General features: G+C 42.8%; 28 protein-coding genes, 1 tRNA gene, 1 riboswitch and 1 other annotated feature (1 of these 31 running past the window's edge). Of the genes, 3 read left to right on the top strand and 26 right to left on the bottom strand.

All coding sequences use genetic code 11. From position 1 onward, the window contains the following. Window positions 1–153 (top strand) — a binding site (T-box leader); it begins 57 nt to the left of the window's first position. A 38-nt stretch (window positions 154–191) separates the two neighbouring features. Together P22_RS11285 and P22_RS11280 are read left to right on the top strand one after the other, a co-directional pair. Then, the gene (locus P22_RS11285) at window positions 192–671 is read left to right on the top strand and encodes an Lrp/AsnC family transcriptional regulator (RefSeq protein ID WP_054260345.1); all 480 of its coding nucleotides are present in this window, start codon (window positions 192–194) and stop codon (window positions 669–671) included. Then, complete coding sequence (locus tag P22_RS11280) at window positions 668–1,834, top strand: aminotransferase class I/II-fold pyridoxal phosphate-dependent enzyme (protein WP_054260344.1); 1,167 nt, start codon at window positions 668–670, stop codon at window positions 1,832–1,834. The genes P22_RS11285 and P22_RS11280 overlap by 4 nt, the downstream gene beginning before the upstream one ends. Window positions 1,835–2,165: 331 nt before the next feature. Here the strand turns inward: P22_RS11280 and gnd are convergent, their stop codons facing one another. From gnd to P22_RS11235, 9 genes are all read right to left on the bottom strand, one after another. Beyond that, window positions 2,166–3,071: a phosphogluconate dehydrogenase (NAD(+)-dependent, decarboxylating) gene (gene gnd, locus P22_RS11275; protein ID WP_054260343.1), complete on the bottom strand. Its 906-nt coding sequence runs from the start codon at window positions 3,069–3,071 to the stop codon at window positions 2,166–2,168. A gap of 109 nt (window positions 3,072–3,180) precedes the next feature. After that, window positions 3,181–3,990: a Cof-type HAD-IIB family hydrolase gene (locus tag P22_RS11270; protein ID WP_054260342.1), complete on the bottom strand. Its 810-nt coding sequence runs from the start codon at window positions 3,988–3,990 to the stop codon at window positions 3,181–3,183. Between the two features lie 225 nt (window positions 3,991–4,215). After that, the gene (locus P22_RS11265) at window positions 4,216–4,710 is read right to left on the bottom strand and encodes a PTS sugar transporter subunit IIB (RefSeq protein ID WP_054260341.1); all 495 of its coding nucleotides are present in this window, start codon (window positions 4,708–4,710) and stop codon (window positions 4,216–4,218) included. 22 nt (window positions 4,711–4,732) lie between these two features. Next, window positions 4,733–5,128 (bottom strand): PTS sugar transporter subunit IIA, encoded by a 396-nt coding sequence (locus tag P22_RS11260; RefSeq protein WP_054260340.1) that lies wholly within the window; start codon window positions 5,126–5,128, stop codon window positions 4,733–4,735. Between the two features lie 86 nt (window positions 5,129–5,214). Beyond that, window positions 5,215–6,093: a PTS system mannose/fructose/sorbose family transporter subunit IID gene (locus P22_RS11255; RefSeq protein ID WP_216598068.1), complete on the bottom strand. Its 879-nt coding sequence runs from the start codon at window positions 6,091–6,093 to the stop codon at window positions 5,215–5,217. Between the two features lie 15 nt (window positions 6,094–6,108). Continuing rightward, window positions 6,109–6,876, bottom strand: coding sequence for a PTS mannose/fructose/sorbose/N-acetylgalactosamine transporter subunit IIC (locus P22_RS11250; RefSeq protein ID WP_054260338.1), 768 nt, complete (start codon window positions 6,874–6,876; stop codon window positions 6,109–6,111). A gap of 90 nt (window positions 6,877–6,966) precedes the next feature. Next, window positions 6,967–7,962 (bottom strand): D-isomer specific 2-hydroxyacid dehydrogenase family protein, encoded by a 996-nt coding sequence (locus P22_RS11245; protein ID WP_054260337.1) that lies wholly within the window; start codon window positions 7,960–7,962, stop codon window positions 6,967–6,969. A gap of 53 nt (window positions 7,963–8,015) precedes the next feature. Next, window positions 8,016–8,669, bottom strand: coding sequence for a bifunctional 2-keto-4-hydroxyglutarate aldolase/2-keto-3-deoxy-6-phosphogluconate aldolase (locus P22_RS11240; protein ID WP_054260336.1), 654 nt, complete (start codon window positions 8,667–8,669; stop codon window positions 8,016–8,018). A gap of 27 nt (window positions 8,670–8,696) precedes the next feature. Next, window positions 8,697–9,653: a phosphoglycerate dehydrogenase gene (locus P22_RS11235; protein ID WP_054260335.1), complete on the bottom strand. Its 957-nt coding sequence runs from the start codon at window positions 9,651–9,653 to the stop codon at window positions 8,697–8,699. Window positions 9,654–10,055: 402 nt separating this feature from the next. On the opposite strand from P22_RS11235, the gene P22_RS11230 reads away from it, so the two are divergent. Then, window positions 10,056–10,910 carry a MurR/RpiR family transcriptional regulator gene (locus tag P22_RS11230; RefSeq protein ID WP_054260334.1) on the top strand — a complete coding sequence of 285 codons (855 nt, stop codon included), beginning with the start codon at window positions 10,056–10,058 and terminating at the stop codon, window positions 10,908–10,910. An 802-nt stretch (window positions 10,911–11,712) separates the two neighbouring features. Here the strand turns inward: P22_RS11230 and P22_RS11220 are convergent. From P22_RS11220 to P22_RS11140, 17 genes are all read right to left on the bottom strand, one after another. Next, window positions 11,713–12,633 carry a DMT family transporter gene (locus P22_RS11220; RefSeq protein WP_054260332.1) on the bottom strand — a complete coding sequence of 307 codons (921 nt, stop codon included), beginning with the start codon at window positions 12,631–12,633 and terminating at the stop codon, window positions 11,713–11,715. Between the two features lie 10 nt (window positions 12,634–12,643). Then, window positions 12,644–13,216: a helix-turn-helix domain-containing protein gene (locus P22_RS11215; RefSeq protein WP_054260331.1), complete on the bottom strand. Its 573-nt coding sequence runs from the start codon at window positions 13,214–13,216 to the stop codon at window positions 12,644–12,646. 278 nt (window positions 13,217–13,494) lie between these two features. Further along, window positions 13,495–13,571 (bottom strand) — tRNA-Val (locus tag P22_RS11210). A gap of 76 nt (window positions 13,572–13,647) precedes the next feature. Further along, the gene (locus P22_RS11205) at window positions 13,648–14,097 is read right to left on the bottom strand and encodes a DMT family transporter (RefSeq protein ID WP_054260330.1); all 450 of its coding nucleotides are present in this window, start codon (window positions 14,095–14,097) and stop codon (window positions 13,648–13,650) included. Window positions 14,098–14,204: 107 nt separating this feature from the next. After that, window positions 14,205–14,837 (bottom strand): alpha/beta hydrolase, encoded by a 633-nt coding sequence (locus tag P22_RS11200; protein WP_156318935.1) that lies wholly within the window; start codon window positions 14,835–14,837, stop codon window positions 14,205–14,207. Window positions 14,838–14,985: 148 nt separating this feature from the next. Further along, entirely contained in the window at window positions 14,986–15,567 is a 582-nt protein-coding gene (locus tag P22_RS11195) for a 3D domain-containing protein (protein WP_054260328.1), read from the bottom strand. 61 nt (window positions 15,568–15,628) lie between these two features. Next, window positions 15,629–15,774: riboswitch (cyclic di-AMP (ydaO/yuaA leader) on the bottom strand. Window positions 15,775–15,830: 56 nt separating this feature from the next. Beyond that, the gene (locus P22_RS11190) at window positions 15,831–16,181 is read right to left on the bottom strand and encodes a DUF3870 domain-containing protein (RefSeq protein ID WP_054260327.1); all 351 of its coding nucleotides are present in this window, start codon (window positions 16,179–16,181) and stop codon (window positions 15,831–15,833) included. 19 nt (window positions 16,182–16,200) lie between these two features. Beyond that, window positions 16,201–17,028, bottom strand: a complete 828-nt coding sequence (locus tag P22_RS11185; protein ID WP_054260326.1) for an Asp23/Gls24 family envelope stress response protein — start codon at window positions 17,026–17,028, stop codon at window positions 16,201–16,203. A 129-nt stretch (window positions 17,029–17,157) separates the two neighbouring features. Beyond that, window positions 17,158–17,985, bottom strand: a complete 828-nt coding sequence (locus P22_RS11180; protein WP_054260325.1) for a PHP domain-containing protein — start codon at window positions 17,983–17,985, stop codon at window positions 17,158–17,160. Further along, complete coding sequence (locus P22_RS11175; RefSeq protein ID WP_054260324.1) at window positions 17,982–19,472, bottom strand: leucyl aminopeptidase; 1,491 nt, start codon at window positions 19,470–19,472, stop codon at window positions 17,982–17,984. The genes P22_RS11180 and P22_RS11175 overlap by 4 nt, the downstream gene beginning before the upstream one ends. 130 nt (window positions 19,473–19,602) lie before the next feature. Continuing rightward, entirely contained in the window at window positions 19,603–19,863 is a 261-nt protein-coding gene (locus P22_RS11170) for a stage V sporulation protein S (RefSeq protein WP_054260323.1), read from the bottom strand. Window positions 19,864–20,044: 181 nt separating this feature from the next. Further along, window positions 20,045–20,563: a hypothetical protein gene (locus P22_RS11165; RefSeq protein WP_054260322.1), complete on the bottom strand. Its 519-nt coding sequence runs from the start codon at window positions 20,561–20,563 to the stop codon at window positions 20,045–20,047. Window positions 20,564–20,804: 241 nt separating this feature from the next. After that, a complete protein-coding gene (gene rny / locus P22_RS11160) occupies window positions 20,805–22,346 on the bottom strand; it encodes a ribonuclease Y (RefSeq protein ID WP_054260321.1) in 1,542 nt (513 codons plus the stop codon). A 219-nt stretch (window positions 22,347–22,565) separates the two neighbouring features. Next, the gene (locus tag P22_RS11155) at window positions 22,566–23,012 is read right to left on the bottom strand and encodes a regulatory protein RecX (RefSeq protein ID WP_054260320.1); all 447 of its coding nucleotides are present in this window, start codon (window positions 23,010–23,012) and stop codon (window positions 22,566–22,568) included. After that, a complete protein-coding gene (gene recA, locus P22_RS11150) occupies window positions 23,002–24,048 on the bottom strand; it encodes a recombinase RecA (protein WP_054260319.1) in 1,047 nt (348 codons plus the stop codon). The genes P22_RS11155 and recA overlap by 11 nt, the downstream gene beginning before the upstream one ends. Window positions 24,049–24,131: 83 nt before the next feature. Further along, the gene (locus tag P22_RS11145; RefSeq protein ID WP_054260318.1) at window positions 24,132–25,712 is read right to left on the bottom strand and encodes a DEAD/DEAH box helicase; all 1,581 of its coding nucleotides are present in this window, start codon (window positions 25,710–25,712) and stop codon (window positions 24,132–24,134) included. A 14-nt stretch (window positions 25,713–25,726) separates the two neighbouring features. Beyond that, the gene (locus tag P22_RS11140; protein WP_054260317.1) at window positions 25,727–26,974 is read right to left on the bottom strand and encodes a competence/damage-inducible protein A; all 1,248 of its coding nucleotides are present in this window, start codon (window positions 26,972–26,974) and stop codon (window positions 25,727–25,729) included. Window positions 26,975–26,983 lie beyond the last annotated feature (9 nt).

The following is a 26,983-nucleotide window of genomic DNA, read 5'->3' as shown; positions in this document are numbered from 1 at the left end:
GGTGAAATCCGGCGGAGAATCTGTTACTGAATGCCCTCCTTGAGCCGTGTGCTGAATTAAGAGTAAGCATTGCCGTATCCTGGCGTTAACAGGATCAAGTGAGCCGTATGGCTAATTTAGGTGGTACCACGGGAATCTAATCTCGTCCTTTCAGGGACGGGATTTTTTATTTTTAATCAGGAGGTTTTTTTATGAAAGAATTGCTGGAATTATTGGAAAAAAATCACACATTGCCCTTGGAAAAACTGGCGATTATGTTAAACAAACCGCAAGAAGAAGTTGCCAGCCTTATTAAGCAATTGGAAAAGGAAAAAATTATTGTTAAGTACCATACCATCATCAACTGGGAAAAAGCCGGCGTTGACAGCGTTACTGCCATCATCGCCGTAAAAATAACCCCACAGCGCGAAGTGGGGTTTGATGCTATCGCGGAACGGATCTATCGCTTTCCGGAAGTGCGCAGTTTATATCTCATGTCCGGCGCTTATGACTTGCAGGTTATGATTGAGGGCAATTCGTTAAAAGAAGTAGCTACTTTTGTTTCAACCAAACTTTCAACTATTGAAGGTGTTGTAAGCACCACCACACACTTTATGTTAAAAAAATACAAGGAAGCGCATGTCATTATGGAAGATCGTGAAGAAGATCACCGGCTGGTGATATCACCATGAGCTGGTCGGAACGCATATCTCCCAGAGTGCAATCCATCCCGCCCTCAGGTATTCGCCGCTTTTTTGACATAGTCTCGGAAATGGAAGATGTAATCTCCTTAGGAGTGGGAGAACCTGATTTTGTAACCCCCTGGCATATCCGCGACAGTTGTGTCGACGGTCTGCACCGCGGCTATACTTCCTATACCTCCAACTATGGCTTATTGGAACTGAGAAAAGAAATTGCCCTGTTAAAATCTAATGATTTTGGGATTTCATATGATCCCCGTAATGAAATATTAGTCACTGTCGGCGTCAGCGAAGCACTTGATTTGGCTATGAGGACCCTGCTTTGCCCAGGTGATGAGGTATTGATTCCCGAGCCATGCTATGTCTCCTATAAAGCCTGTGTCACTCTAGCAGGCGGTATTCCGGTCACTGTACCGACCAGTATTGCGACGGAATTTTGCGTCACGGCCGAACAGCTAGAAAAATACGTTACGCCATGTACAAAAGTGCTCATCATTGGCTATCCCAACAATCCCACCGGTGCTGTTATGCCGCATCGCGAGATGGAAAAAATAGCAAAATTCGTAAAAAAATATGATTTAGTCGTCATTTCCGACGAAATTTATGGAAAGTTAACCTATGACGGGCAACATACCTGCTTTGCCAGCTTGCCGGATATGAAAGACCGGACCATACTGCTAGACGGTTTTTCTAAAGCTTATGCCATGACCGGGTGGCGCATTGGCTATGCTATGTCCAATCCAGAATTTATTGCGGCTATGACTAAAATCCACCAGTTTACTATGCTCTGTGCTCCTATCACCGCTCAAATTGCAGCACTTGAAGCTCTGCGCCGTGGTGATAAGGCCGTACAGGAAATGGTCTCGGAATATAACCACCGCCGCCGTTTAATGCTAGAGGGATTTCGTAGCGCTGGACTATCCTGTTTTGAGCCCAAGGGAGCTTTCTACATTTTTCCTTCAATTAAAGAAACCGGCCTGTCTTCGTTGGCTTTTGCGGAAGAGCTTTTGAAAGCAGAAAAGGTAGCTCTGGTGCCCGGTGATGCTTTCGGCACCTGCGGTGAAGGTTATGTCCGCTGTTCCTATGCCACATCCAGTGAAAATCTGACACTGGCCTTAGAACGCATCGCCCGTTTTGTAAAAAAATATTTGTAGATTAATAAACAATAACAATAATAGCGCCGCAGATCTCTGCGGCGCTATTATTACAATGTCAGTTATTCATTTGGTATTTAATCCCTTTCCCCAGCTATATGGATAAATACACATAAGCCATGTATGCCTGTTCTTACTCATCCTTACATTCTGTTTCTGCGTAAAATCTGTACATATCAGATCCAGGCTTAACTATCTCTCCCATAACTTTTCGCACGTCCTCAATATAAGTCTTCACAAGTTAGTTTTATTAAGTCATCTTAAAAGGCAGAATGGGCACTTAGTGAAGTAAATGAAATTTGCTAAACCCAATCTTTTATATACTGACTAATCATTCCGCTATACATTTCGCAACCGCATGTCCACCAAACTGATTGCGTAATGCAGCTACTACTTTACCGGAAAATGTATCTGTTTCCAGGGAACGATATCGCATCAAGAGCGACAATGCAATCACCGGGGTACAAACAGAATTATCAAGTGCTTCTTCAACCGACCATTTACCTTCACCGGTCGAATACATGACCCCCTTGATATTACTTAAAGTATTATCTGCACTTAATGCATTTTCCAATAACTCCATCAGCCAACTGCGAATGACCGAGCCATGATTCCACACACTGGCAACCTCCTTGAGATTGTAGGCAAAGCCACTTCTCTGCAGTAACTCAAATCCTTCAGCAATGGCTTGCATCATTCCATATTCAATACCATTGTGAATCATCTTGCAATAATGGCCGCTACCGCTTGGGCCGGTGTAAATGCATCCATCAGCAAGCGACATGCTGAGAAACAAAGGTGCACAGTAATCATATATTTCCCTATCGCCGCCAATCATCAAACATACCCCTTGTTTAGCACCACTTATACCGCCGCTGGTGCCGCAGTCAAGATAATAGATGCCACGCTCTTTCAACATTGCATAACGACGCACGGTATCTTTATAATGTGAATTACCACCATCAATGACGATATCCCCCATACTTAGGTACGGCACCACTGCCTGAATCGTCTGTTCGACCGGATCGCCAACCGGAAGCATTAAATAAATAATTTTAGGTGCACGAAGACCATTGACGAGTTCTTCTATCGAACCGGCAATATTTGCACCTTTTGTATCCAGTCCTTTCATATTGTCAGGATTAATATCATAGACAATAAGCTCATGCCCTTTATCCAAAAAATTTTCTGCCAGATTATAGCCCATCTTCCCGATACCAATTAGCCCCAGTTTCATATATTTCCTCCTAGACTGTGTTGACGCACTTTGACTACGTCTTTTTAGCTTAGCATTAAGCTCCGTCCTCCGTAATTTTCATCATTGACTTTATCAAATTACGATAATATTACAAACCCAGATACTGTTTTAACGCTGTTTCCACACCTAAATGATCATTATCTCCAATAACTGCATCCGCGGCCTCTTTGATTTCTTTACAGCCATTGGCCATAGCAAGTCCGATACCGGCGCATTGAATCATCTTTACATCATTGCTTTCATTGCCAATAGTCAGGATATTTGTCATTTTAATACCATAATATGCGCCAATTGCGATCAAAGCATTTTCCTTGCCAGCCCGCTTATCAACCAGCCCCAGTCCATTCTTTCCTTCCGTAAATACTTGAAGCTGCGGACAATTTTTTTTAAATTCAGATAAATAAAGCTGCAATAATTCGTCAGTAATTTCCAAAGCAAACAAATTATAGGCAGATTCCGGCATAGCCGTCAGACTTTTGCCTTCCATAGACCGACCGGGTGAGTGGTGAGTTTGCGAAAAATTTCTTGTCCGTTCATCCATTTCCCGAGTATAGAAGAAATTCCTGCCGTAAACTTTAAAATAAGTCTGATGCTGTTCCAGCAATCGTACTGCATAATGATAATCGTTTAAGGACATCGGCTGATCATAAATGATTTCATCGCTGGATGGGATAAATACATAACTTCCCCCCAGAGCGATCATCGGTGTCCTAAGCCCCAATTGCCTGTAAACCGGCAACGCACCTGGTGGCATTCTGGACGATGCCAGCACCACCTTGATGCCTTGTCCGCTTATGTGGCTAATATACTCTGCCGTACTCTCAGGGAGCCTTTTGGCGCTATCCAGCAAGGTACCATCAAGATCAAGGGCTACCAATTTTATATCGTTATGTTGCATATATTCCCCCTCAAATTCACATGCCAGTAAATCTTAACCTCTTGACTTAGGCGCAATGAGAGCAAACCAAAACATTACGTTTATAGGATAAGGTTCCATATACTTGCGCATTATAAAATGATCCGGGACCGGTAACAAATAACTTTTGAGCCAGCAAGTTTCAAAAAGCAAAATTCCTACCTGCCCCGGATCATCTATCAAAAATCCAAATTAACTGTTGTAACTTTAAGATATTGACTTTAATCCACTTTCAAAACTAACCAATTTGGTATCCGGAACTGTCTGGAAAAATATCTTTACCCCCTTGCCATTTAACTCCTTCAGTATTTCAACATCGCTTGAAAGCAATGCTACGCTGTCAATTACAAACTTTGCATCTTTTTTCTTGCTGATTCCGCCCACATTTAAATTATCTATCGGCAATCCTTTTTCAATAGCTTGTTTGACGGCAGCAATGGTTTTAAACAGTAAAATGGCTCTGTCGTTTTCAAAATTAGCTTTTTCCCAATACTCTACGGCGCCATCTATAGAAAATACTTTAATCGTCATTCCCGAGTTGGCAGTCGACATGGCATAGATATCTTTCATAAAAGGATCTTTTGCTATTTCGTCATCCACAACAAAAATTGCATTACTGTTAAAACCACCCTTTGACCATTTTGTCATAACCTGACCATGAATTAACCGATCATCCACTCTGGTTAAACAAATTGCACCCATTTTATCATCCCTCTCTACTTTTTTATTGTGGAAATTGTTTTATGCCTTCCACTCCGGTGCTAACCACGGCCGCAAGAAGCTCATCCACCTCTTTGGACTCCCGGGAAGAAAATAATTCTATGAGCATTAATATATTAACACCGGTAACTACCTTGACATCATGGGCCTTGGCCATATACAGGGCAACATTGGACGGACTGCCACCCAATAGATCGACAAGAATAATAACATCTTTCCCTGATTCTTTTGCTTTTCTGACAATTTTTTCGGCATCATTACGCAAATCATCCACATCGTTACCTAAGCACAGTCCCAATGCAAAGGCATCTTGTTGTTCACCAATAATCATTTCAACACTTTTTAGTAATTCTATGCCGAATTTTCCGTGTGTAATAATTAACACAGCCGTTTGTTTCATAAACTCACCTCATAATTAACATGACCAATCCATCCTAGTTAACGATATAACAGGACAACCTGTTATTATCGCTGCGTGATCCAATCCTACAATATGCCAACCGCTGCCAGAACTCCTAAAATAACGGACGTTCCTACAAGTGCCTGCGTTATTTTTAATCCCTTTTTGGTGAAATACCAATATATTCCCATAACAGTAATCAACGGCAGCAACCCGGGCAGGATTTGGTCGAATATCTGCTGAAGGGCAAACTCTTTACCGGATATAGTCCACTTCAGGCTGCTTCCCACTTTTACATAAGAGGCTGCCAAAATCCCCATCATAAATATCCCTAACACGGATAACCCATTGATAATCCTCTTTATATTTTTACCGCCAACAATTTCACTGACTGCTGCCCGGCCTAATCCATGCCCTAATCTTACAAAATAAAAGCCATATAGATAGGTTAAAACCACAAAAGCAAGCCAGGGTATCAACGCTCCCAGGCCACTCCCTGCCTGTGCCCACGGCAAGAAAATGGCCAGTAAAATATACTGAACCGTACCAGAGTCAATGGCATCCCCGATACCAGCCAGCGGCCCCATCAAACCAACTTTTGTAGCATTAATAATTCCGCTCTCTTCACTGTCCGGATCAACACTGCCATCAGCCAATCCTTTGGCTCTGGCCTCTTCCAGCGATATGGTTATCCCCAGTATCGTTCCTCCACCCCAGATCGCCTGCGTATTATAAAACTGCGTATGCCTTTCGTAGGCTTCTTTTAAATGCCGCTCCTCTTTATATAATTTTCTTAATATCGGCATTAATGCCCATAACAATGAGGGAGCTATCATTCTGTCAAAACTATGCGGAATTTCATTGGCGTACCACCACCGAAACCAACTCTTGGCTAAGTCTTTGGTCGTAATTTTCTCCGGAGGAGCAATATTGTTTGTCTGTTTGTCAACAAATTCTTCACTCATGGTCATTCACTCCTTTTAGCGTTCAACATTTTCATTGGCAAAAATTGTATACAGATACGCAATAATACCACCAAAAATGGCGTAAGTTACCGTATTGATCCCTAGGCTTTTAAAACTTACCGCCATGAAATATGCCAGCAAAAAGAACACAATAAACTGAGTTTTTCCAATTACCTTCATAATCAAAGCAATACCTAATGCAGCAAGTCCACCGCCAACAGCCCCTAAGACATGGAATACGGTTCCTCCTGAAAGCTGAGAAAGGAAGGACGCAATGACAGGAGCCCCTGCATAGAGACCCACAAACAGTAATGGAAAGAACAAAACCATACTAACAGCTATCGGAAGAATGATAATAGCAAAAGTCAATCCCTTGTCATTCGTTTCCGCAGCATACTTATCCATCAATCGAACAATAAATGAGTTAATAAAAAATCGAAAAGAATAAATGTAACTGCCTAAAAGGCCAACCGGTACAGCTACCGCAATCGCTTCTGTAGGTGCCAAACCGGCGAGCATGGCAACCGGTACCGCTATCGCGGTTGCGACGGCCGGTTCGCTTGGCATGGCACCACCGGGCGCTATCATGCCCATATAAATTAATTGAATAGCCGCCGTAATTGTCATAGCCAACGGTACATTACCTAAGACGATACCGACAACTAAACCTGTCATCATTGGGCTAAACCTGAGCATTAACGTTGAATAACCTAGAGCACGAGCCTGAACTACCGTTACCCACAGCGCAATAAGAGCCGCCTGGGTTACACTTATTTCTCCCATTTCCCACACCTCTTTTTCATAAATTTAAATTATTAAACAAAAAAACACAAAACGTTACTGTATGTCCATCCTCTAACCATAACTCCGGCATTATCTGCAGGATAAAACTTCTGTATTAATAACATTCTCCGGAATCTGACCGGCAAGTACCCTTTCTACATCAGTAACAACCTTATTCCCCATACCATATAAGCATTCATAGGTATAGGCAGAAGTATGAGGAGTAATGACTACATTTTCATATTTGAGTAAAGGATGTTCTGCTGTAATTGGCTCACCTTCGATCACATCAAGACCAGCCCCTGCTATTGTGCCATTATCTAAAGCATCAATCAGCGCATTCTCATCCATTAGTTCCCCGCGGGCAGTATTGACGAGAAATACCTTCTTTTTTAGAAGAGAAAATTGTTGCGCAGAAAGCAAATGATAATTCAGGGGAGTTACACAGGCATTCAGCGAAATAATATCTGCTGTGGAAAGCAGTTCTTCCAGCGTAACGGGTATTGCGCCTCTTTGTTGTATCTTTTCTGCTGATAGTTCGGGGTCATAAGCAACCAGTTTTGCATTAAAACCATATTTTAATATTTCGCCGACTCTGCTGCCAATATTACCAAAACCGATAACACCCACTGTTTTATCTTTAATCTCATTGCCAACGAACCTTGCCCGTTCTGCCCACTTACCCTCCTTAGCCTCCCATGAAGCTTCCCGCACTTTGCGCATCACGGTCATCAGTAATGCAACCGCATTTTCGGCTACGGCTTCCCTTTCAATCAGACTGGAAACCTTGGTAACCAGGGTGCCTTTCTCAGTAGCTGCTGTAACATCAATATTGTTGTAACCAATACCATGCCGGGAAATCAACAGCGTCCTATCTTTATGCTCAAAAAATTCTCTGTTATATAGTGCCGTCACACTAGCTATAATAACTTCATGACCCTTCAGGCATTCCGCCAGTTCTTTCCCTCCCAGGTCTTTAGGCAAGGTAAATTTTTTAATCTCGCCCAGAGCTTCCAGCCTTTCTATATGCTCCGGAAAAATTTCTCCAAAACTGCTGGAATTGACTATGGCAATTTTAGTTCTCATGTGCGTATTCATCCTCTCCTAAAAGGTAAATTCGAAATCATTCATTACTACCGTTAACTGCGGGCCGATTTTACTGCGGCAATAAATTTTTTGGCATTTTCAGTTACACCGGCATAATCACCCTTAGCTGCAGGCCCGCTTAATGCCCCGCCGGCTCCGATTGCTACTGCTCCGGCTTTGATCCATTCCGCGGCATTATCCGGGGTCACGCCACCGGTCGGCATGAAATTAGCCTGTGGCAGCGGTCCCTTCAAGGCCTTTATGACTTTCGGTCCGTATAATTCCCCCGGAAATACCTTGATCACGTCGGCACCGGCTTCTAAAGCCTCCACCGCCTCTTTGGCAGTCGCTGCACCGGGCATTACCGGAACATGGTAACGATTACACAACGTAACCGTCGGCAGCGACAACATGGGCGTTACTACATAGCTGGCCCCGCTTAAAATAGCTATGCGGGCAGTTTCAGGATCCAGTACAGTACCTGCACCTAATATCAACTGCTCCGGCGAATACATCTGCGCTAAACTTTCCATAACTTTATGTGCATCCGGCACAGTAAATGTCATCTCAATGGCAGTGACACCTCCCGCTATGCAGGCATCCGCAATTTTCTTGGCCTGTTCTTCAGTTTCAGCGCGAACAACCGCTACCACACCGACATCGATAATCCTTTGGACGGTCTGATATTTTCTTAATAAATTCGACATTTTTCAACCTCCTAGCTTAATCTATCCTTAATGAGTCACTGGAAACAACGGTTTTTCCCCGCGCAACACCCTTAATACCTCTTCGGCAGCTGTCACACTGCAGCGCACTACAGCTTCCCGAGTATAGCCTCCACAATGTGGAGTAATTACCACATTGGGGAGATCTAAAAAGGGATGCCCCTTTTCCGGCGGCTCCTGAACGGTCGTATCGGCACCATAACCTGCAATTTTTCCGGTCTTCAAAGCAACCGCTAAAGCCTCTTCATGAACTAAATCCCCTCGTGCCGTATTAATTATGATTGCAGAGTCTTTCATCGATTGTAAAACTTCTTCATTAATCATACCCATTGTCGCTTTCGTTGCGGGAACATGTAAGGTGATCATGTCGGCTTCTTTATAAAGCTCCTCCAGGCTAACATACCTCGTCCCGTATAATTCCGACAGTTCTGCCAGAGGATACAAATCAAATGCCAGCGTTCTCATACCAAACGCCTTAGCCCGTTTAATAACCTCTGTGCCAATATGGCCGGTACCAATGACCCCCAGTGTCTTACCAAACAATTCTATGCCCTGAGTTCTTTGCCATCCACCGGCACGGACCACTTCGTTTTGCCGGACAATATTTCTCCCTACCGACAAAAGTAACCCAAAAACCAGTTCGCATACGGAAATATTATTGGTTCCCAGACTCAAGGTTACTACTACCCCATTAGCCCGTGCAGCCTGTACATCTACCTTGTTATAGCCGACTCCATTCCGGCTGATTACTTTCAAGGTAGGCTTACCGGCTGCAATAACCTTGGCACTTACCTCATCAACGCCGGCGATTACAGCGTCTACCCCGGTTATGAGTGCAGTCATTTCATTTTCGCTCCGCGGTGCATCACCAGAACCATCAATCACCTCACAGCCATTTTGTTTTAATAAATCAAGGCATTCCCCACAGTGCGCAGCCGAGCGGGCGGTAATTAGTACTTTGTTCAAAGTAACTCCCTCCATTATGGATACTAGACTTAGATATATAAATCAAATTAAAACGATGTAAATGACAGATATTCAGCCTATTGAATATCAGAAAATTTAGATATATTTTAATTTGACTTATAAACATTAAAAAAATGTATATTTAGAAATTTCAATATTATGAAACTGTCAAGTATTCAATATCAATAATATTAAAAAAATACAGACTAAAGATAGTACTACTTCATTTAAAATAATATTTTTTGATAATTTCTTTTCATTTGTTTTAATTGTATCCTAAATTCGCAAAAATCACAACACTTTTTTGATGTAGTTATTGCATTTTTTTTATAATAAATGATATACTTCTATCAACAATAAGTTTTACAAGCCAATCAATTATTCATAGGGAGGATTGGTGACATGGAAAACTCCTCACCCAATCTACTGTCTTTTTTAGTTCCATATTATAAAAACTTCACCAAATCAGAGCAGAAATTGGCAGCTTATATTTCAAACTATCCACAACAGGCTATGAAGCAGACCATATCGGAAATAGCCGAAAAAACGAATACATCGGAAATCACCGTATCGCGTTTTTGCCGTAAAGCAGGTTTTAGTGGATTACAGGATCTTAAGATATCGTTGTCCGGAGAAATATTTACTCCTTTAGAATCGGTGTTCCAAGATATCAAAGTCGACGATTCTGTTGAATACATGGCAAAGAAATTATTCGGCAATATTTGCACTGGCCTGCAGGATACATTAAAGATTCTTGATTTTTCTGCCATGGAAGCTGCCGCCGAAAAAATCAACTCCGCCCGCAAAATTGATATTTACGCTCTGGGCATGTCCAGCATTGTAGCTCACGACATGGAAAATCATTTGATACGCCTTACCAAATCGGCACATTCATTTTCCGATACGCATATGCAAGCTATTTCAGCATCCTTGCTTACGCCGGAAGACGTTTTGATTGCCATTTCGCACACCGGTTCTAATATCGACTTATTAAATTCCGTAAAAGTTGCCAAGAATTCCGGCGCTCCCATTATTGTCATCACCGGTTACCCCAATTCACCAATAACTAAACTGGCTGATATTGTTCTAAGCGGTATGGGCTGCGAAGTTACCTATCGTTCCGAATCAACTGCTTCTAGACTGGTTCACCTGGCTATTGCTGATGTGTTATATACCTGTATCATTATGAAAGATCCCGACAGCTATATAGAAAACCTGAAGCAATGGCGTCGGGAAATCGCTAAGCATCGATTATAAATTTAAGCAGATTTGTTTTTTTGAAAGAATTATAGACACATGTCTTTAAGCAATAAAGCCCACGATTCGTAGACACGTCATATGAGGCACTCACGCCACTCTAGAACTCCACAACACCAAGTTTCTAATAATAAAGCATAAACTATTGCCATCTTCAACACATTTACACCATGACAATAACAAAAATCAAATTAACTATGGTAATTCGGGAAAATAGAAAACACGAAAAACGGCTTCACAGATAGCCTACAAAGCCACGTATTACCGGCGGGGTTAAAGGAACTCGAATCTCCGACCTCTTCGATGTCAACTTGGCTCACAGGTCTAGCGGACACAACCTGTTCCGAAATACCGAACTTGTCCGTAATAGCGGCATGTGTCTGAATGTCAGCGAAAACCGATCGCGGAATGTATGTCGCCGGAGAAAGTTGCCTCGGTTCGCGACTATCCCACAACTCTGGTACCCCCAAAAAATAAGCCCGGCAGCTAAAAGGGCTTGTTGACAAAAGACTTTTTCGTAAAAAAATGGCATTTGAGAACCCGTGAAACTACTAGGGTTTTAAATGCCATTTTTTGTGAATTTAAGGGTTTAGAAGCAGTTTGTCAACAGGCCCTAAAAGCCGCCGGGCAATAATCTTACAGGCGTTCCTTAAGGCGCTATCATCTTTGAAGAAACATCCTGTTCCTTATATATATCATAAATAATATTGCTTCGTTTTTCTTTGGTCTCTATTGCAATCAGCTAATGTAAATATTACCAAGTTCATAATCTTAATCAATACTAAACCGCCTTCCAATAAACTTATGCCCTTACACCCTTTCGACTGACAGACGATAAAAGGCTATTCAAAATCATTCCAAAGATAATAAGCAAAATTCCAACCACCCCCCAAAAATCAGGGAATGCATCACCTAGTAACAGAATACCGCCTAAAAGAGAAAAAACAACTTCACCTGACTGTGTCGATTCAATGACAGCAATCCATCTCTGATTTGATTTCACATAATCGGTGGCCTTGAAAAACAGCAAGGTGGCGATACTCCCCGAAAACAAAGCAACACAAAACGATTGTAGCGTTTGTGACAAAGAAGGTAATCCTACTTTTACCACACCCCAAAGGGACAATATGAGCCAGAAAGGAATACTGGATAATATCATTCCATAAACACGCTCTATCGTGGACAATTGATTGCCACAAACCTCCATCATCTTCCTGTTTCCAAGTGGATAGGAAATGGCCGCGACAAGTATTGGTAGAACCGTTAACAAGATTGTATGTATTTTCAAATCCTCTAAATTGCAGAGTTGCAATAAAAAAACGCCCATTAGTATAATCCCGGATGCACATAGATTTTTAACGGGAATTCTTTTACCGAATAAAGGTGTCATGAGTATCCCCGTGACAATTGTTATTTGCCATGATGCCGCAATCAGCCATGCCTCTCCATGGTCTCCGGCATAGGAAAGTGGCGCGTAAAAAAGTCCAAAGCCGATGGTGCTCCATATTAGCCACTCTTTATACTGCTTTTTAATCGCCTTATGGACATTTTGAAATCCATATCTCTTTTTGACAATCAATGCCATAATCGGCAGGGCGAACAAAAAACGGAGGCTCGCACTCCATATCCAGCTTCCCCCGGACAAATTCATGCTTCTGTTTAAGACAAATGTGAATGCAAAAAAGAAAGAGCCTGCTATACCTAGTAAAAATGCTTTTTTCATATGGAGTCTCCTATATGTTTATAGACATGGCGCCCGGATAAAATATAATATTTAAAATGGTACACGGATCTTGCGTTAAATTCACATAGCTGTGTGGGATATCTCCTTTAAATCGAAAGCACTGTTTTTCGAAAATCCTAAGCTTTTCCTGCCCCAGGCGCAGTTCCAGACTTCCTGTCTGAACAAAAATATATTCCTCTACACCATCCATGTGTTTTGAGGATTCATGTACACAGCCTTGATCGAATTCAATATACAGCATTTCAAAGTTTTGGACAGGATTATATGGGAAAAGCGTATATGTCCGCATCTTGCCGTTTTCTTCAAAAACCGGCTTCGATTGGGAATAATCAACTAAAGTATAACTGCTTTTTTCCTCTTCCAAAAAATACGTAAGCGGGACCTTATATCCCGTGGCAATTTTCCATAATGTTGTAATAGTAGGCATTGACTGGCCACGTTCAATCTGACTTAACATAGCTTTGCTGGTTCCTGTGATTTCCGCCGCCTGATCCAGACTCAATTGCTTGTTGTATCTGATCATTTTCATTCGTTCTACAATGATAGATTTCAAATTGTCCATAACTGCTCCTCCACTATAACGAACAATATATAATATAACATATTCTTCTTGGCAAATCAATTCTAAATAAACTGGTGTGGCCCGTATTTATACGTTGTTGAATTGCGGTATTGGCAATTTACTGGAATTTATCCCACTCAAAAAATAACATCGGCCAAATCGACAATTTGCGGAACCTTTATAGAAATTAAAATGAGGGGCTATAGCTGAGTTGATTAGCAAGACTAGAAAACGCAAAAAAGCGGGTTCACAGACAACCTGCAAACCCGCGTATTTACTGGTGGGGTTAAAGGAACTCGAATCCCTGACCTCTTCGATGTCAACGAAGCGCTCTAACCAACTGAGCTATAACCCCTCAAAACAATATATACTATATCATGATCAAGTAAACTCTGTCAAGCGAACTGAATAAGTATATTTACAGAAGATATTTACTTCAACAGCAAATAAGCACCAATAGCCAGCAGTGCTAAACCCGCCAGATCATTCCATTCCCAGGATGCCTGCTCCATACCAAAGGCACCGAGATGATCAATGATAATCGCAGTCAGTACTTGCCCGACAATAATTGCCGTAGTGGCATTAGCCATGCCTGCCTGCGGAATGCTGGCGGCAACCAGATAGATGATAAAGATACTGATCACTCCTCCTAAATAGGCATACCAAGGAGCGTCAGTTAAAGCATACAAATTCCCGCGACCCAATTTTAGCAAAAACAGGATAACAATCAGCAGCACTGTTCCGATAAGATGAACAATAAATGTTGTTTCCATCAGCCCAATTACTTTGCTTAATGCTGCGTTCAACGACCCCTGTACTGCCATTAAGATACCGGAAAGCAAAGCCAAGCCTAATGCCATAATGTGATTTGATATATCCAAAAATAATGCACTCCTTAAAACAAACATGCCCTGAACTAATGGAGTTAACAGGGCAATTCTTCTAGTTAAATTTATTATGGCATTAGTCTCGGGTTCATATACCACCTTTAACAAACAGAATGAAGCCATGACAAAATGACTTTCGTGCTCTCGGCATAAAATTTATGCAGTTGGTGATCACCACCATGAATGACATGGATCTTTTTGGGTTGCTTTGCACTCTGATACAGCAGTTGAGCCTGCTGTACAGGAACAATTTCATCCTGATCACCATGGAGTATGAATACAGGGACATTTAACTGCTTTATGGATGACAATAACTGATAGTTAGCAAAGTCCTGGATAAAATCCGGTTGTAAGATAATTGTTTTATTACCGGTGTCTATACCTATAGTTTGTCCCATCACCAGTTTCTCATAATCCTCATGTAAAACCAGCCGAAAAGTTTCTCTTAAATCCCATGGCGTAGCCCACAAACAAATACCGGCAATGTGGCCATATTGAGCAGCATAAACCAATGCAGCACTGCCTCCCATACTACGCCCCAGCAAATAGATTCTACGCCTTTCAAGTACCTGCCGGCAGTAATTTACGACGGCACTAACTTCCTCAACCTGTCTGGTAATATTTCCCAAAGGAGTAAAATCAAACCGTACTACTGCTATTCCCAGGTTTGTCACTTCGTTTGCAGTAAAACGGCTCGTCCGCTCCCATCTTTCGAACCAAGAAATCCATGGCAAATAATCAGAACCTTGTCTGACACAGCCTCATGTAAAACGGCAGCCAATAAAATATTGCTTTCTCTAAGCCAGAATTCTTTCACAGTATTTTTCACCATCCTAGCAACTTACTAATGTGCTCAAAAAAATAAGACAGGCAAAAAGCCTGTCATTCTAAAATATAAACAGTAACTTGCTGTCTTCCGAATTGGATAGCCTCAGCGTGACTATCAAAAGCAAGATCAATCACATTGCCTCGTATAGCACCGCCGGTATCATCGGCAATGGCATAACCATACCCGGGTATGTATAATCGAGTTCCTAGTGGAATAACATTGGGATCAACTGCAACTAAGCCCCTGCGCAATAAATTCCCGCGAGCCGTATAACTGGAATTACCAGGATCATAAGCGCTATAGGCCGATGCTTTCATTACTAAAGACCGGCTATACCGACTCGAATTGGAATCACCACGGTTCAAATAAGCAAACGTCTCCCTGCCGGCAATACCATCCACAGTTAGCCCATTACTGATTTGAAAATCCATAACTGCACGGAACGTACCATTACCAAATATACCATCAATTGCACCATTATAAAAACCAGCTTCAGTCAATAGTCTTTGCAATACCTGCACGTCATCACCACGTGCACCAACTTTAAGTGACACGTCACCCGGAGCTGCAAAAACGACGGTACTTGTCAGCAGTAGTAAACAAGTTAGCACTGCCATGAGGAAAAATTTCTTCATTTTGTACCACCTCTCTTTACTCAACCACATCCGCACTCTTATGCAAGCAAGCAACAAGGCAGGATTGTGGCATCTCAGCCTCCGAGGTTAGCTGTCGGGTTAGGGTAAAAGAGAAGATTAGAGAATAACCCCTCCAAAAAAATCTGGATTCACCCCTATATTTCTATCGGTTCCCCCGTACCTACAAGGATTCGGCATTATAGATATAATAAGACAATTTTTCAATTATGTCAATATACCTGCTGTTATTATTCTTTTTTCATTTATCCGGAAGAATGCATATGATTTTCTTCTCTATAATTACGATATTTATCATAGATAATTCGGATCGTTGTGATGAGTGATTTTTTAGCTCCCCCCTGATAAATCCGGTCAATCAAATGCACCAGATCTTCCATACCTTGATTCAAATTATAACCGGTCAAGGCATCCGCAATATGCCTGCGGGCCAGCTTGGTAGCCAAAGTGCAATCCGCTTCAACAATCTCGCCTGTATTAACGTTGACAAGTACAACGATGCCTACAACTTTATATATTTCATTCGCGGTAATCCCAATTGGCAGTTTAGCATATCCAGAGAACAAAACCATATGCTCCTGAAATGTCCTATCCATTTAAAAACACCACCTAGTTTCACTCTAAGCTCAAACGTTTTACAGCTATATTTACTTCCTTTACCAGTAACCCAGTCATGAATTCCACCATATTTTTAATACGGCACTGAGCATTATACACAACTTCCCGAAGAACGCTGCCATAGATTACGGTAACATCTAATGATATTGAAATTCCTTTTTCTTTATCATGTGAATTTTTTATATTGATTTGCCCGGTCCTAGTAATATCCGTTTCATGGACGGCAACAAAGTCGACAATGGAAGCAATGGCTGCATCAGAGATTAGCAATTTTCCGTAATAGCTGAAAGTAGGTCGGACAATTGATTTTTCTCCTAGTTTATTTCTCCGTTTGGCCTGCGGTTTTTTAAAAAAGATTTCCAATGGATCAATCATGTAGCCGGAGAAATGTGGTTTCAATTCAATTGTAGGCACAGGGATAATATGCTTGCCTTCCTTCAACCTGCTCTCACGCGCTTTTGCTATTTCTGCTCTCGTCGCTATATCTTCAATATGAATCACTTTGCTAATTCCGGGGAGTTGCAGGGCCTCTACGATTTTTTGCACCATGTTTTCCGAAGTGCCTAGTACCAATACCCGTACCGGCATGACTTTAGCAATGGCTTCCCTAACCTCACTGGCGTGGTCGGGTTCCATAAAAATAGCCCGTCGTACTGCCTTTATTTTACTAGGTTCCTTTTTGGCAGAGTAACCAGCAATTATTTTGCTGTCTTTGATAAAAATACCATCATCGATAATTGCATCTGCAGCATACTCATGAGCAACAATCAAAGCGCGGTGACTTTTTCCGGTTCCACTTGGTCCTACTAGCGCGATCACATCCATTGCATTGACCTCCACATAATTGCATTTCTTATACATAAAAAATAAACACCCGGATAGGTGTTGTCAAGTAGGCGTAGACCCGAATCTGACACTTATTAGTATACTATATTTAACAGCACTTTGAAACTCCTATATTTGCTTTTGGCAAAGGCCTTGTAGCAGCGAACGGGGGATACTCATCATACCCAGTCTTTCAGGAAAACGACCAGCAATACCGTGAAAATCCGATCCACCAGTTATCAACAGCCCATGCTGTTGTGCCATTTCTAAATATTTCTGGGTATCTCTGGCATCATGCCTGGGATGATATACTTCCAACCCATCAATCCCGGCATGAATCATAGCTAAAACCACACCATCATCACCCACCAGGCCCGGATGTGCGAGCACTGCCTTTCCACCAACCTGGCGAATCAATTGTATAACGTTGTCAGGTGACAATTTATAATGGGGTACATAAGCAGGTCCGTTTTTTTGTAATAGTCGTTCAAAAACCTCGCCAACTGTGTTAAAATACCCCTTCTCTACCAAAGCTTTCGAAATTTGGGCTCGGCCAAGCGCCGCGTTCTGACCGGCAATTTTTACAACTTGCTCGTAATCAATATCATAGCCCAGTTGATTCAGCTTTTCGATAATACGCCGGGTGCGCAACTGGCGGTCTTTTTTAAGAATGGCTAGTTGCTCCTGAAATGCACGCTGATGTATATCAATATGGTAGCCAAGAATATGGACTTCGTGCTGCGGCAAATCGGTACTAAATTCTATACCCGGAATTACTGTCAAGCAAGGTGATCTCTGCAGCCTTCCCTGCCTAGCTAAAGCAAGCAGTCCATCCACTGTATCATGATCGGTAATGGCAATATGCGTAAGTCCTGCCTTTTGCGCCTGGACTATGATTTCTTCAGGAGAGTAGCGCCCGTCAGAAGCAGTGGTATGTATATGCAGATCAATGCTCATCCATTGCCACCCATAGCCTTCGCCAAATTTACCAGTGTACGTACTCCCACGCCAGTACCGCCTTTTATATTATAACCTTTGGTTTTACTAGTATCCGAGGTTCCGGCAATATCAATATGAACCCAAGGCACCTTGTCGACAAAACAACCGATAAACAGTCCCGCTGTAATCATTCCGGCCATTCTGCCGCCCGAATTCTTGAGATCGGCAATCTCACTTTTAATTTGCTCTTTGTATTCTTCCAGGTTGGGCATTTGCCACATCACTTCACCGGCTTCAGCAGCCGCATTGAGCACTTCGTCACACCATGTTTGATCATTAGTAATCACCCCCGATGCAACATCCCCCAGCGCAACGACACAGGCTCCGGTCAACGTCGCCAAATCCACAATTTTGCTAGCGCCCTGCCTACACGCGTAAGTAATGGCATCAGCCAAAATTAGCCGTCCTTCTGCATCGGTATTTACAATTTCAATAGTTTTTCCACTCATGGAAGTAATGATATCTCCCGGTTTCAGTGCCGAGCCGGAAGGCATATTCTCCGTACAAGGAATAACCCCGATAATATTTACCGGCAATTTCAGACGGTTTATAGCTGCCATAGCCGCCAGTACAGTAGCTCCTCCCGCCATATCCCCCTTCATTTCCTCCATATTGGCACTGGGTTTAAGGGAAATTCCCCCACTATCAAAGGTAACTCCCTTACCGACAAAAGCAACGTATGGCCTGTTGCGGCCGGCACCTGTATATTTTAAAATGATACATTTGGGTGGCTCACTGCTTCCCTGAGCCACAGCCAACAAAGCATGCATGCCTTCTTTTTCCATTGCTTTTCTATCCAGAACTTTTACTTCTATATCCCCCTGCCGTGCTATTTCTTCGGCTTCAGCAGCCATCTGAGCAGGCGTCATATAACACGCCGGGTGATTAACCAAATCCCTGGCCAGATTTACACTGTCGGCAACTACTTGTATCTCGGCTACCAGTTCTTCATAGTCTGCTATTTTGTCAATTTGGTGATGAAGAAAAGCAAGAGTTTCGATGCTTTTTGTTTTCTTTTTATCACTTTTATAATAATCAAATGAGTAAGTTCCTAATATGCTTCCTTCAATAACAGACCGTAAGATCACAGCCTCTTGCGCTGTATGCAATACCGATACCAGGGAACGGCAATTGGCTTTTTTCGCTGCCCGTACTGCTATACCTGAAGCTATACGCACTTTATCCGACGACAATTCTTCCCGTTTACCCAACCCAAGCAAAATCACTTCCCGTGCAGCAATTTTCCCCCAGGTATGGATAAAATTAATTTCACCGAACTTCGTACACTCCGGTTGTTGTTCTATTAACTTCCCAATATAGCCTGACAGAGCCTGGTCAATCACTTGCAAGGTATCCGGCAATACTACAGTTTTTTCAAACACTCCAACAATTAAACCGTCACAAATTGTATTAAGCTCCGAACTTGCTTTTATCTGGACTTGCATATCTTCACTCCTTGAGTATACTCTATAATAGGCGAGGGCCAATTTCTTAGCTCCATATAAATTAGTATGCCATATCTTACAAAGATAAAACAGTAGAACCTGCTCTGTTGAACAGGTTCTACTAAAAATATTAACGCGGTTCTACGATTAATTTCATAGCGGTACGTTCTTCACCATCAATAAGAATGTCAGTAAAGGCAGGGATGCAAATTAAATCGACACCATGCGGAGCTACAAAACCTCTTGCAATTGCTACTGCTTTCACCGCCTGGTTGAGTGCCCCGGCGCCAATGGCTTGGATCTCCGCGCCACCACGTTCTCTCAGCACTCCAGCCAAAGCTCCTGCTACAGAATTGGGATTAGACTTTGCTGATACTTTCAAGACTTCCATGTTTTAAGTACCCTCCTTTAATAAAAGCAATGAAATATATCTGTCTTAATTGGGTATTCGTTATCCGGCCAAATAATTCCTTTTTTTCAATTGGAAAATTTTTTATAATTTAGTAAATTCATCATAATAGAAAAGGGCACATATGCCGGATAATAGCATAGCCCTTCCTCTATCTTTCTTTTTATTTATTAAAAACTAAAACCCGGCCATCTTCCCGTATGGCAATAAGGCTTTGGACTGTCTGCCGCTGCTTCATGCTTTCCAACATATTATCGATCAATTCTTCCTGAAGGAGCAAGTCTTCTTCCTGCATCGACTCATTATGATCGGTAATTAAACGCTCCCGCAATTTTTCCCTCAGCAAAGTGATGACTAAAGCAATTTCTCCCTTAGATAATGTATTAACATCACGTACTATAGTTAACATAGCCACCTTATCATAACTGCTTAACTGGATATCTATTATAGTCCCGGTTACGCCTTCCAGCATCTGATAAGCATAAACACTATTGGATAACAGTTGCCGAATCGCTTCAAACTCTTGGGGCGAAGGTATCCCAGAGAGCAAAAATGTCATTTTTAAATTATCATTTTGCGGATCAAAACTAATTGTGCCGATTTCTGGATAACGCACCAAAATGGAAATAAGTAAATTGACGCCATCGGAAAGTTGCTCATCATTCTGCTGATATTTAGGCATAATCCAGGTCACCATCCACTCTACTGTAAATTATCTATCATAGTGTAACAATCCAATTCGCATATCCTCCCCTGCAAAGGAACTATTTTATGTCTTAGAGAAAATATACTTAAATAATATTCTCTAAGAGCAAACTAAATCCTTCTTTTTCACTATCTCAATTACTGGAAATCCACAACTATGAACAACAAATAGAGCTATTAAATTAAAAACGACCCGGTTAAAGGTCGTTTGAGTTTACTTATTTAGCATAATCAACTGCGCGTGTCTCACGTATAACGGTAACTTTGATCTGTCCAGGGTATTCCAGTTCATTTTCGATCTTTTTCACAATATCCCGTGCCATGCGTACGGAAGTCAAGTCATCAATTTTATCTGGTTTAACCATAATGCGGATTTCCCGCCCTGCTTGAATTGCAAATGATTTTTCAACACCTTCAAAAGCATCAGCAATTTCTTCCAAGCGCGTTAAGCGTTTCAAATAACTTTCCAGACTTTCCCGACGTGCTCCCGGGCGGGCAGCAGACACAGCATCCGCAGCAGCTACCAACACCGCCTGAACGGTCTTAGGTTCTTCATCCCCATGGTGAGCACCGATCGCATTCACCACTTCAGCAGACTCGCGGTACTTCTTGGCTAAATCCGCCCCAATGGTTACATGTGGCCCTTCCACTTCATGATCGACAGCTTTCCCAAGATCATGCAGTAATCCGGCCCGTTTGGCCAGCATCACATCTACACCAAGTTCGGCAGCCATAACTCCAGCTAAATGCGCTACTTCAACTGAATGCTTAAGCACATTTTGCCCATAACTGGTACGGTACTTTAGGCGTCCTAATAAACGGATAATCTCTGGATGCAAACCATGCACACCGGTTTCAAAAGTAGCCTGCTCGCCAGCTTCTTTTATTTTCTGTTCCACTTCTTTTTGCGCCTTTTCAACCATTTCTTCAATGCGTGCCGGGTGAATCCTTCCGTCAGTAATCAGTTTTTCCAGAGCAATGCGAGCTACTTCCCTGCGTACAGGATCAAAGCCTGATAAAATAACAGCTTCTGGCGTGTCATCGATAATGAGATCTATCCCTGTCAGGGTTTCTAAAGTCCGAATATTACGACCCTCACGACCGATAATGCGTCCTTTCATTTCATCATTTGGCAAAGCCACCACCGATACGGTGGTTTCGGCCACATGGTCTGCAGCACAACGTTGAATAGCCAATGAAATAATTTCCCGTGCTCGTTTATCCGCTTCCTCTTTGGCCTGTTGTTCCAGCTCTTTGATCATCATAGCTGTCTCATGTTTTATTTCCTCTTGCGCATTAGCCAGTAAAAGGCTGCGTGCCTCCTCTGATGTTAAGCCCGATAAACGTTCCAGTTCAGTTAATTGCTTAGCATACAGTTCATTAATAGTTTCTTGACTTTTATCCAACTCAGCCTCTTTGCGGCTAAGAACCTCTTCTTTTTTTTCAAGCGAGTCGATCTTCCTGTCAAGATTCTCTTCTTTTTGCAATAACCGTCTTTCCAAACGCTGAAGTTCTGCGCGGCGCTCCCTGGTTTCACGCTCCAATTCACTGCGATGCCGGTGAATTTCTTCTTTTGCTTCGACCAGTGCCTCTTTCTTTTTTGCTTCGCCAGCCCGTTCTGCTTCTACCACAATCTTCTTCGCAGCTTCCTCTGCTGAAGCAATTTTAGCTTCCGCAATTCTTTTTCGTATTACATATCCCACGCCAGATCCTAAAACTGCTGCAACAACTGCTATAAATAGTATTTCGAAAATATTGATGGTATTACACCTCCTTCTTTAAACTATAGTAAGGGCAAAGCCGAGCAATATTTACTCGGCTTTTAAAAGTTTCTTCACCTTTTTGCTCCCCCTTAGCAAAAGGACTCTTAAAAGTTTGGCTAATCCATAATGCCGCAAGATTAAGCACTTTTATTGTAAAGCTTTTTGAAATTAGTGTCAAGCCAGCCAGCCCTTAAATAACGCGCATTGAGTATAAACTTACTGAATTTGATCAAAAATTCTGGCAATAATCGAATCAGTAAATCCTTTTCCGTTTAAATAACGGACAATTTTTTGTTTTTGTCCATCCCAATTCAATTCACCAAACCTCTTTTTTATTAAAATATATGCTCTTTCCTGCTCTGCATCCAAATCATATCCAGCCATCATTTCTTGTATCATATCTTCGGAAAATCCCCGTTGTTTTAATTTATATACGATAGATTTTAATCCGAATTTGCCGCTGTTTATCCATTTGCTGTACAGTGCATGGCAAAGCGCGGCCTCATTTAGATAACCGCGCTCTTTTAATCTACGAACAGCTTCGCCAACTGCCAGTTCATCATAGCCTTTGGCCTGCAGACGACAACGCAATTCGTACTCACTATAATCCCGGCGTGCCAGCAAACTCACCGCTGCGGGTAACGCTTCCCGTTTATTCCTCACTCAAACTCTCCCCCGCTTCACTATAAGCCGCTGATTTAACTGGCGCAATTGCCAATGCCTCACGGATTTTAGCTTCTAATTCATTAGCTATATCGGCGTTTTCTTTCAAAAATTCCTTTACATTCTCGCGTCCTTGTCCGAGGCGATTATCACCATAAGAATACCACGCGCCGCTCTTATTGATAATTTCCAGGTCAGCAGCCATATCTACGATACTGCCTTCGCGGGAAATGCCTTCACCGTACATAATGTCGAATTCAGCTTGTTTAAAGGGAGGAGCTATTTTGTTTTTAACCACTTTTACCTTGGTCCGGCTGCCGACGACATCATTCCCTTGTTTGAGCGGTTCTCCCTTTCTTACTTCCAGGCGCACGGAAGAGTAAAATTTTAGCGCCCGTCCACCTGTTGTGGTTTCCGGGTTACCAAACATGACTCCGACCTTTTCCCTGATTTGATTGATAAACACAGCCGTAGTACGGGATTTACTGAGAATACCGGTAAGTTTGCGCAATGCCTGTGACATGAGACGTGCCTGTAAACCAACATGGGAGTCTCCCATGTCACCGTCAATTTCCGCTTTAGGTACTAATGCCGCCACCGAATCCACGACAATCACGTCAATAGCATTACTGCGTACCAGTGCTTCGGCAATTTCCAATGCCTGCTCACCATTATCCGGCTGGGATATCAACAGATTGTCAATGTCAACTCCCAGTTTACGTGCATAAACAGGATCGAGAGCATGCTCCGCGTCAATAAAAGCGGCGAAGCCACCCGTCTTTTGTGCCTGAGCGATAATATGTAACGCCACTGTAGTTTTCCCGGAAGATTCCTGTCCATATATTTCCACAACCCGGCCACGCGGTACTCCGCCTACCCCCAGAGCTGCGTCGAGAGACAGTGAACCGGTGGGAATGACTTCTACATTCATCTTAGCCACCGCTTCCCCCAGCTTCATGATGGCTCCCTTACCAAAATCCTTCTCCACCTGTTTGACGACGCTTTCTATTACTTTCAGCTTATCCATTCCGCACATCCTCTCCCTTGCTTACATTTTTATTTTACAAACACTTGTTCGATTTGTCAAGTATTAAAAAGGAGGGTGATCAGCCCCCCATTTTAACGTCCTTTTGCTGGTTCTACATTAATTTTATAACCCTTAATCGTGTTTCTGTGCATAACGGAAATGACCCGTTCCGCCACATCCTCCGGCACTTCCACAAAACTGAACTTTTCATAGATATTAATTAAACCGATCCGGCTACCCGGGATATCCGCTTCACTGGCAATCGTGCGTACCACATCTTCAGCCCGTATTTTCTGGGCTTTACCAGCATTCATAAATAACCGCACCATCCCTGGCTGACCGCCTGTATTAGCAAAATTATTTCCCTCTCCACTATCCGGTTTTTCCTTAAAACCTTCCTGGAAAAGCTTTAGAGCTGCTGCAGCAATATCCAGTGGATCGTAATCAGCTGCCAGCTCGGATACTATCGTATGATAATCACTGAAACCGCCCTGTTCAACGGTATGGCTTAAGCGGCTCTTCAGTAAATCCCGCTGCCGTTCCAGCACATCTGCCGGTGACGGCAATTGCTTGCGGATAATCCGTGTTTTGGCCAAAGTTTCGATGAGCTTCAACTGCCGATATTCACGCGGGCCGATAAAAGTAATGGCAATGCCTTTTTTCCCGGCACGGCCCGTTCTGCCGATCCGGTGGACATAGGATTCATGATCCTGTGGTATATCGTAATTTATAACATGACTCACATGATCAATATCAAGTCCCCGTGCAGCCACATCGGTAGCGATTAAAATTTCCAGCTTGCCATCCCGGAATTTTTTCATAACTTTGTCCCGCTGCGACTGACTTAAATCGCCGTGCAACCCATCGGCCATAAAGCCTCTGGCCTGCAGCGATACAACTAGATCGTCCACACCCCGCTTGGTGCGGCAAAAAATAATCAGTTTATCCGCTGTTTCCAAGTCTAGTACACGGCATAAGCCATCCAGTTTATCCCTCGTTTCGTAATAAATCTGGTCAATCAGCGGTACCGTCAGTTGCTCTTTGCTAACCGTAACGGTCTTAGGATTTTTCATATATTTTGCTGCCAAAGCCGCAATGGGTTTAGGCATGGTCGCCGAAAATAGCAGGGTTTGCCGTCCCTCAGCCGGAATATTTTGCAAAATAGTTTCAATGTCATCCACAAAACCCATATCCAGCATTTCATCGGCTTCATCCAGCACCAGCATATTGACAGCATTTAATTTAATTGTATTGCGCCGAATATGATCCAGCAGCCGTCCCGGGGTCCCGATCACCACCTGAACACCGAATTGCAATGCCCGTATTTGCCGGTCAATAGACTGGCCTCCATAGATTGGTAAGGTTTTAATGCGACGAAACTTACCGATTTTAGCTAATTCTTCCGAAACCTGAATAGCTAACTCCCGTGTCGGTGTAAGCACCAGTGCCTGTATTTGCCGCTGCTCCGTAAGGCGCTCAATAACCGGGATGCCAAAAGCAGCCGTTTTACCGGTTCCTGTTTGAGCCTGCCCAATAACATCGTGTCCTTCCAAAACCAGCGGAATAGTTTTCGACTGAATCGGCGAAGGCTCTTCGAACCCCATAGCCGTGATAGCCGAACACAGCTTTTTACTCAATGGAATATCGCCAAATAAAGTATTATTGTCTTTCAATGATTATATCCTCCCTATGATAACTCTCCAACATACTGTCGCACTAGATTAAGAGTAGTTTTTGCGGTACGATCTTTAATATAAGTACGTTGACCGCTAAAATTTAATTGATAATGCTTTAGTCCCAAAGGGCCGTCAATCGCAACAAATACCAGTCCGACAGGTTTATCCGCACTGCCGCCGCCCGGACCGGCGATCCCGGTAATACCAACACCAATATCCGACTTAAAAGTATTACGAATTCCCGAAGCCATCGCTTCGGCCGTCTGATAACTGACAGCTCCATGCGCAGCAAGTATCTCCGCCGGCACACCTACCTGGGAAATTTTTATGCTATTATCATAACATACAATTGACCCTAAGAGATAGTCTGAGCTGCCAGCCACATCGGTCATCCGGCTTGAAACCAGTCCACCGGTACAGGATTCCGCAAACGAAATTTTCAACCGTTTCGCTGATAAACTCTGACCCACAACCAATTCCATACTTTGTCCATCCACTCCGAAAATAAATTCACCAATGCGTTGACGAAGTTTTTCTTCTAAACCGGCAATAAGAAGCTTTGCAGCTTCCGCGCTTTCTCCTTTGGCCGTAAGACGTATGATAATTTCACCGCCCTGGCGCACCAATAAGGCCAGGGTAGGATTGCTCTGCGACAGTATAAAATCCTTAATTTGCTCTTCTAACACGGATTCACTGATCCCGTAAGTATGCAACACCCTGGAGATGATAGTTCCTTGCAGGCCGAAATGCTTTTGCAAGTAAGGAAGCACCGAATGCTGAAACATAGATTTCAGCTCACTCGGCGGCCCCGGGAGATTAACGATCATTTTGCCGTCAATCTCTAAAATAACCCCTGGCGCAGTTCCCTTGTCATTATTGACAACAACTGCGCCTTCCGGAATCATCGCCTGCCGAACATTACTTTCAGGCATAGCAACCATCCGACGGGCAAAAATCTCTTTGATGCGTTCCAGGCTGGGTTGGTGCAATTGCAGCTCTCGGTTACATATCTTGGCTGTCACTTCTCTGGTTATATCCCCCTGGGTAGGTCCTAAGCCACCGGAAGTAATCACGATATCCGCCCGCCGTAATGCATGAAGCAGGACTTCCTGCATTCTTTCCCTATTATCTCCAACTGTTGTCTGATACAATACATCAAAGCCAAATTCATTAAGTTTTGCCGCCAAATAGGCCGCATTACTATTAACAATTTGTCCGAGTAATAACTCCGTACCCGTAGTTACTATTTCAACAATCATAACAAGCCC

Source organism: Propionispora sp. 2/2-37, from assembly GCF_001298735.1.
In the GTDB taxonomy this organism is placed as follows: Bacteria; Bacillota; Negativicutes; order Propionisporales; family Propionisporaceae; genus Propionispora.
Note: the sequence above shows the minus strand (reverse complement) of the source record. Positions and strands in the feature narration are given on the sequence as shown.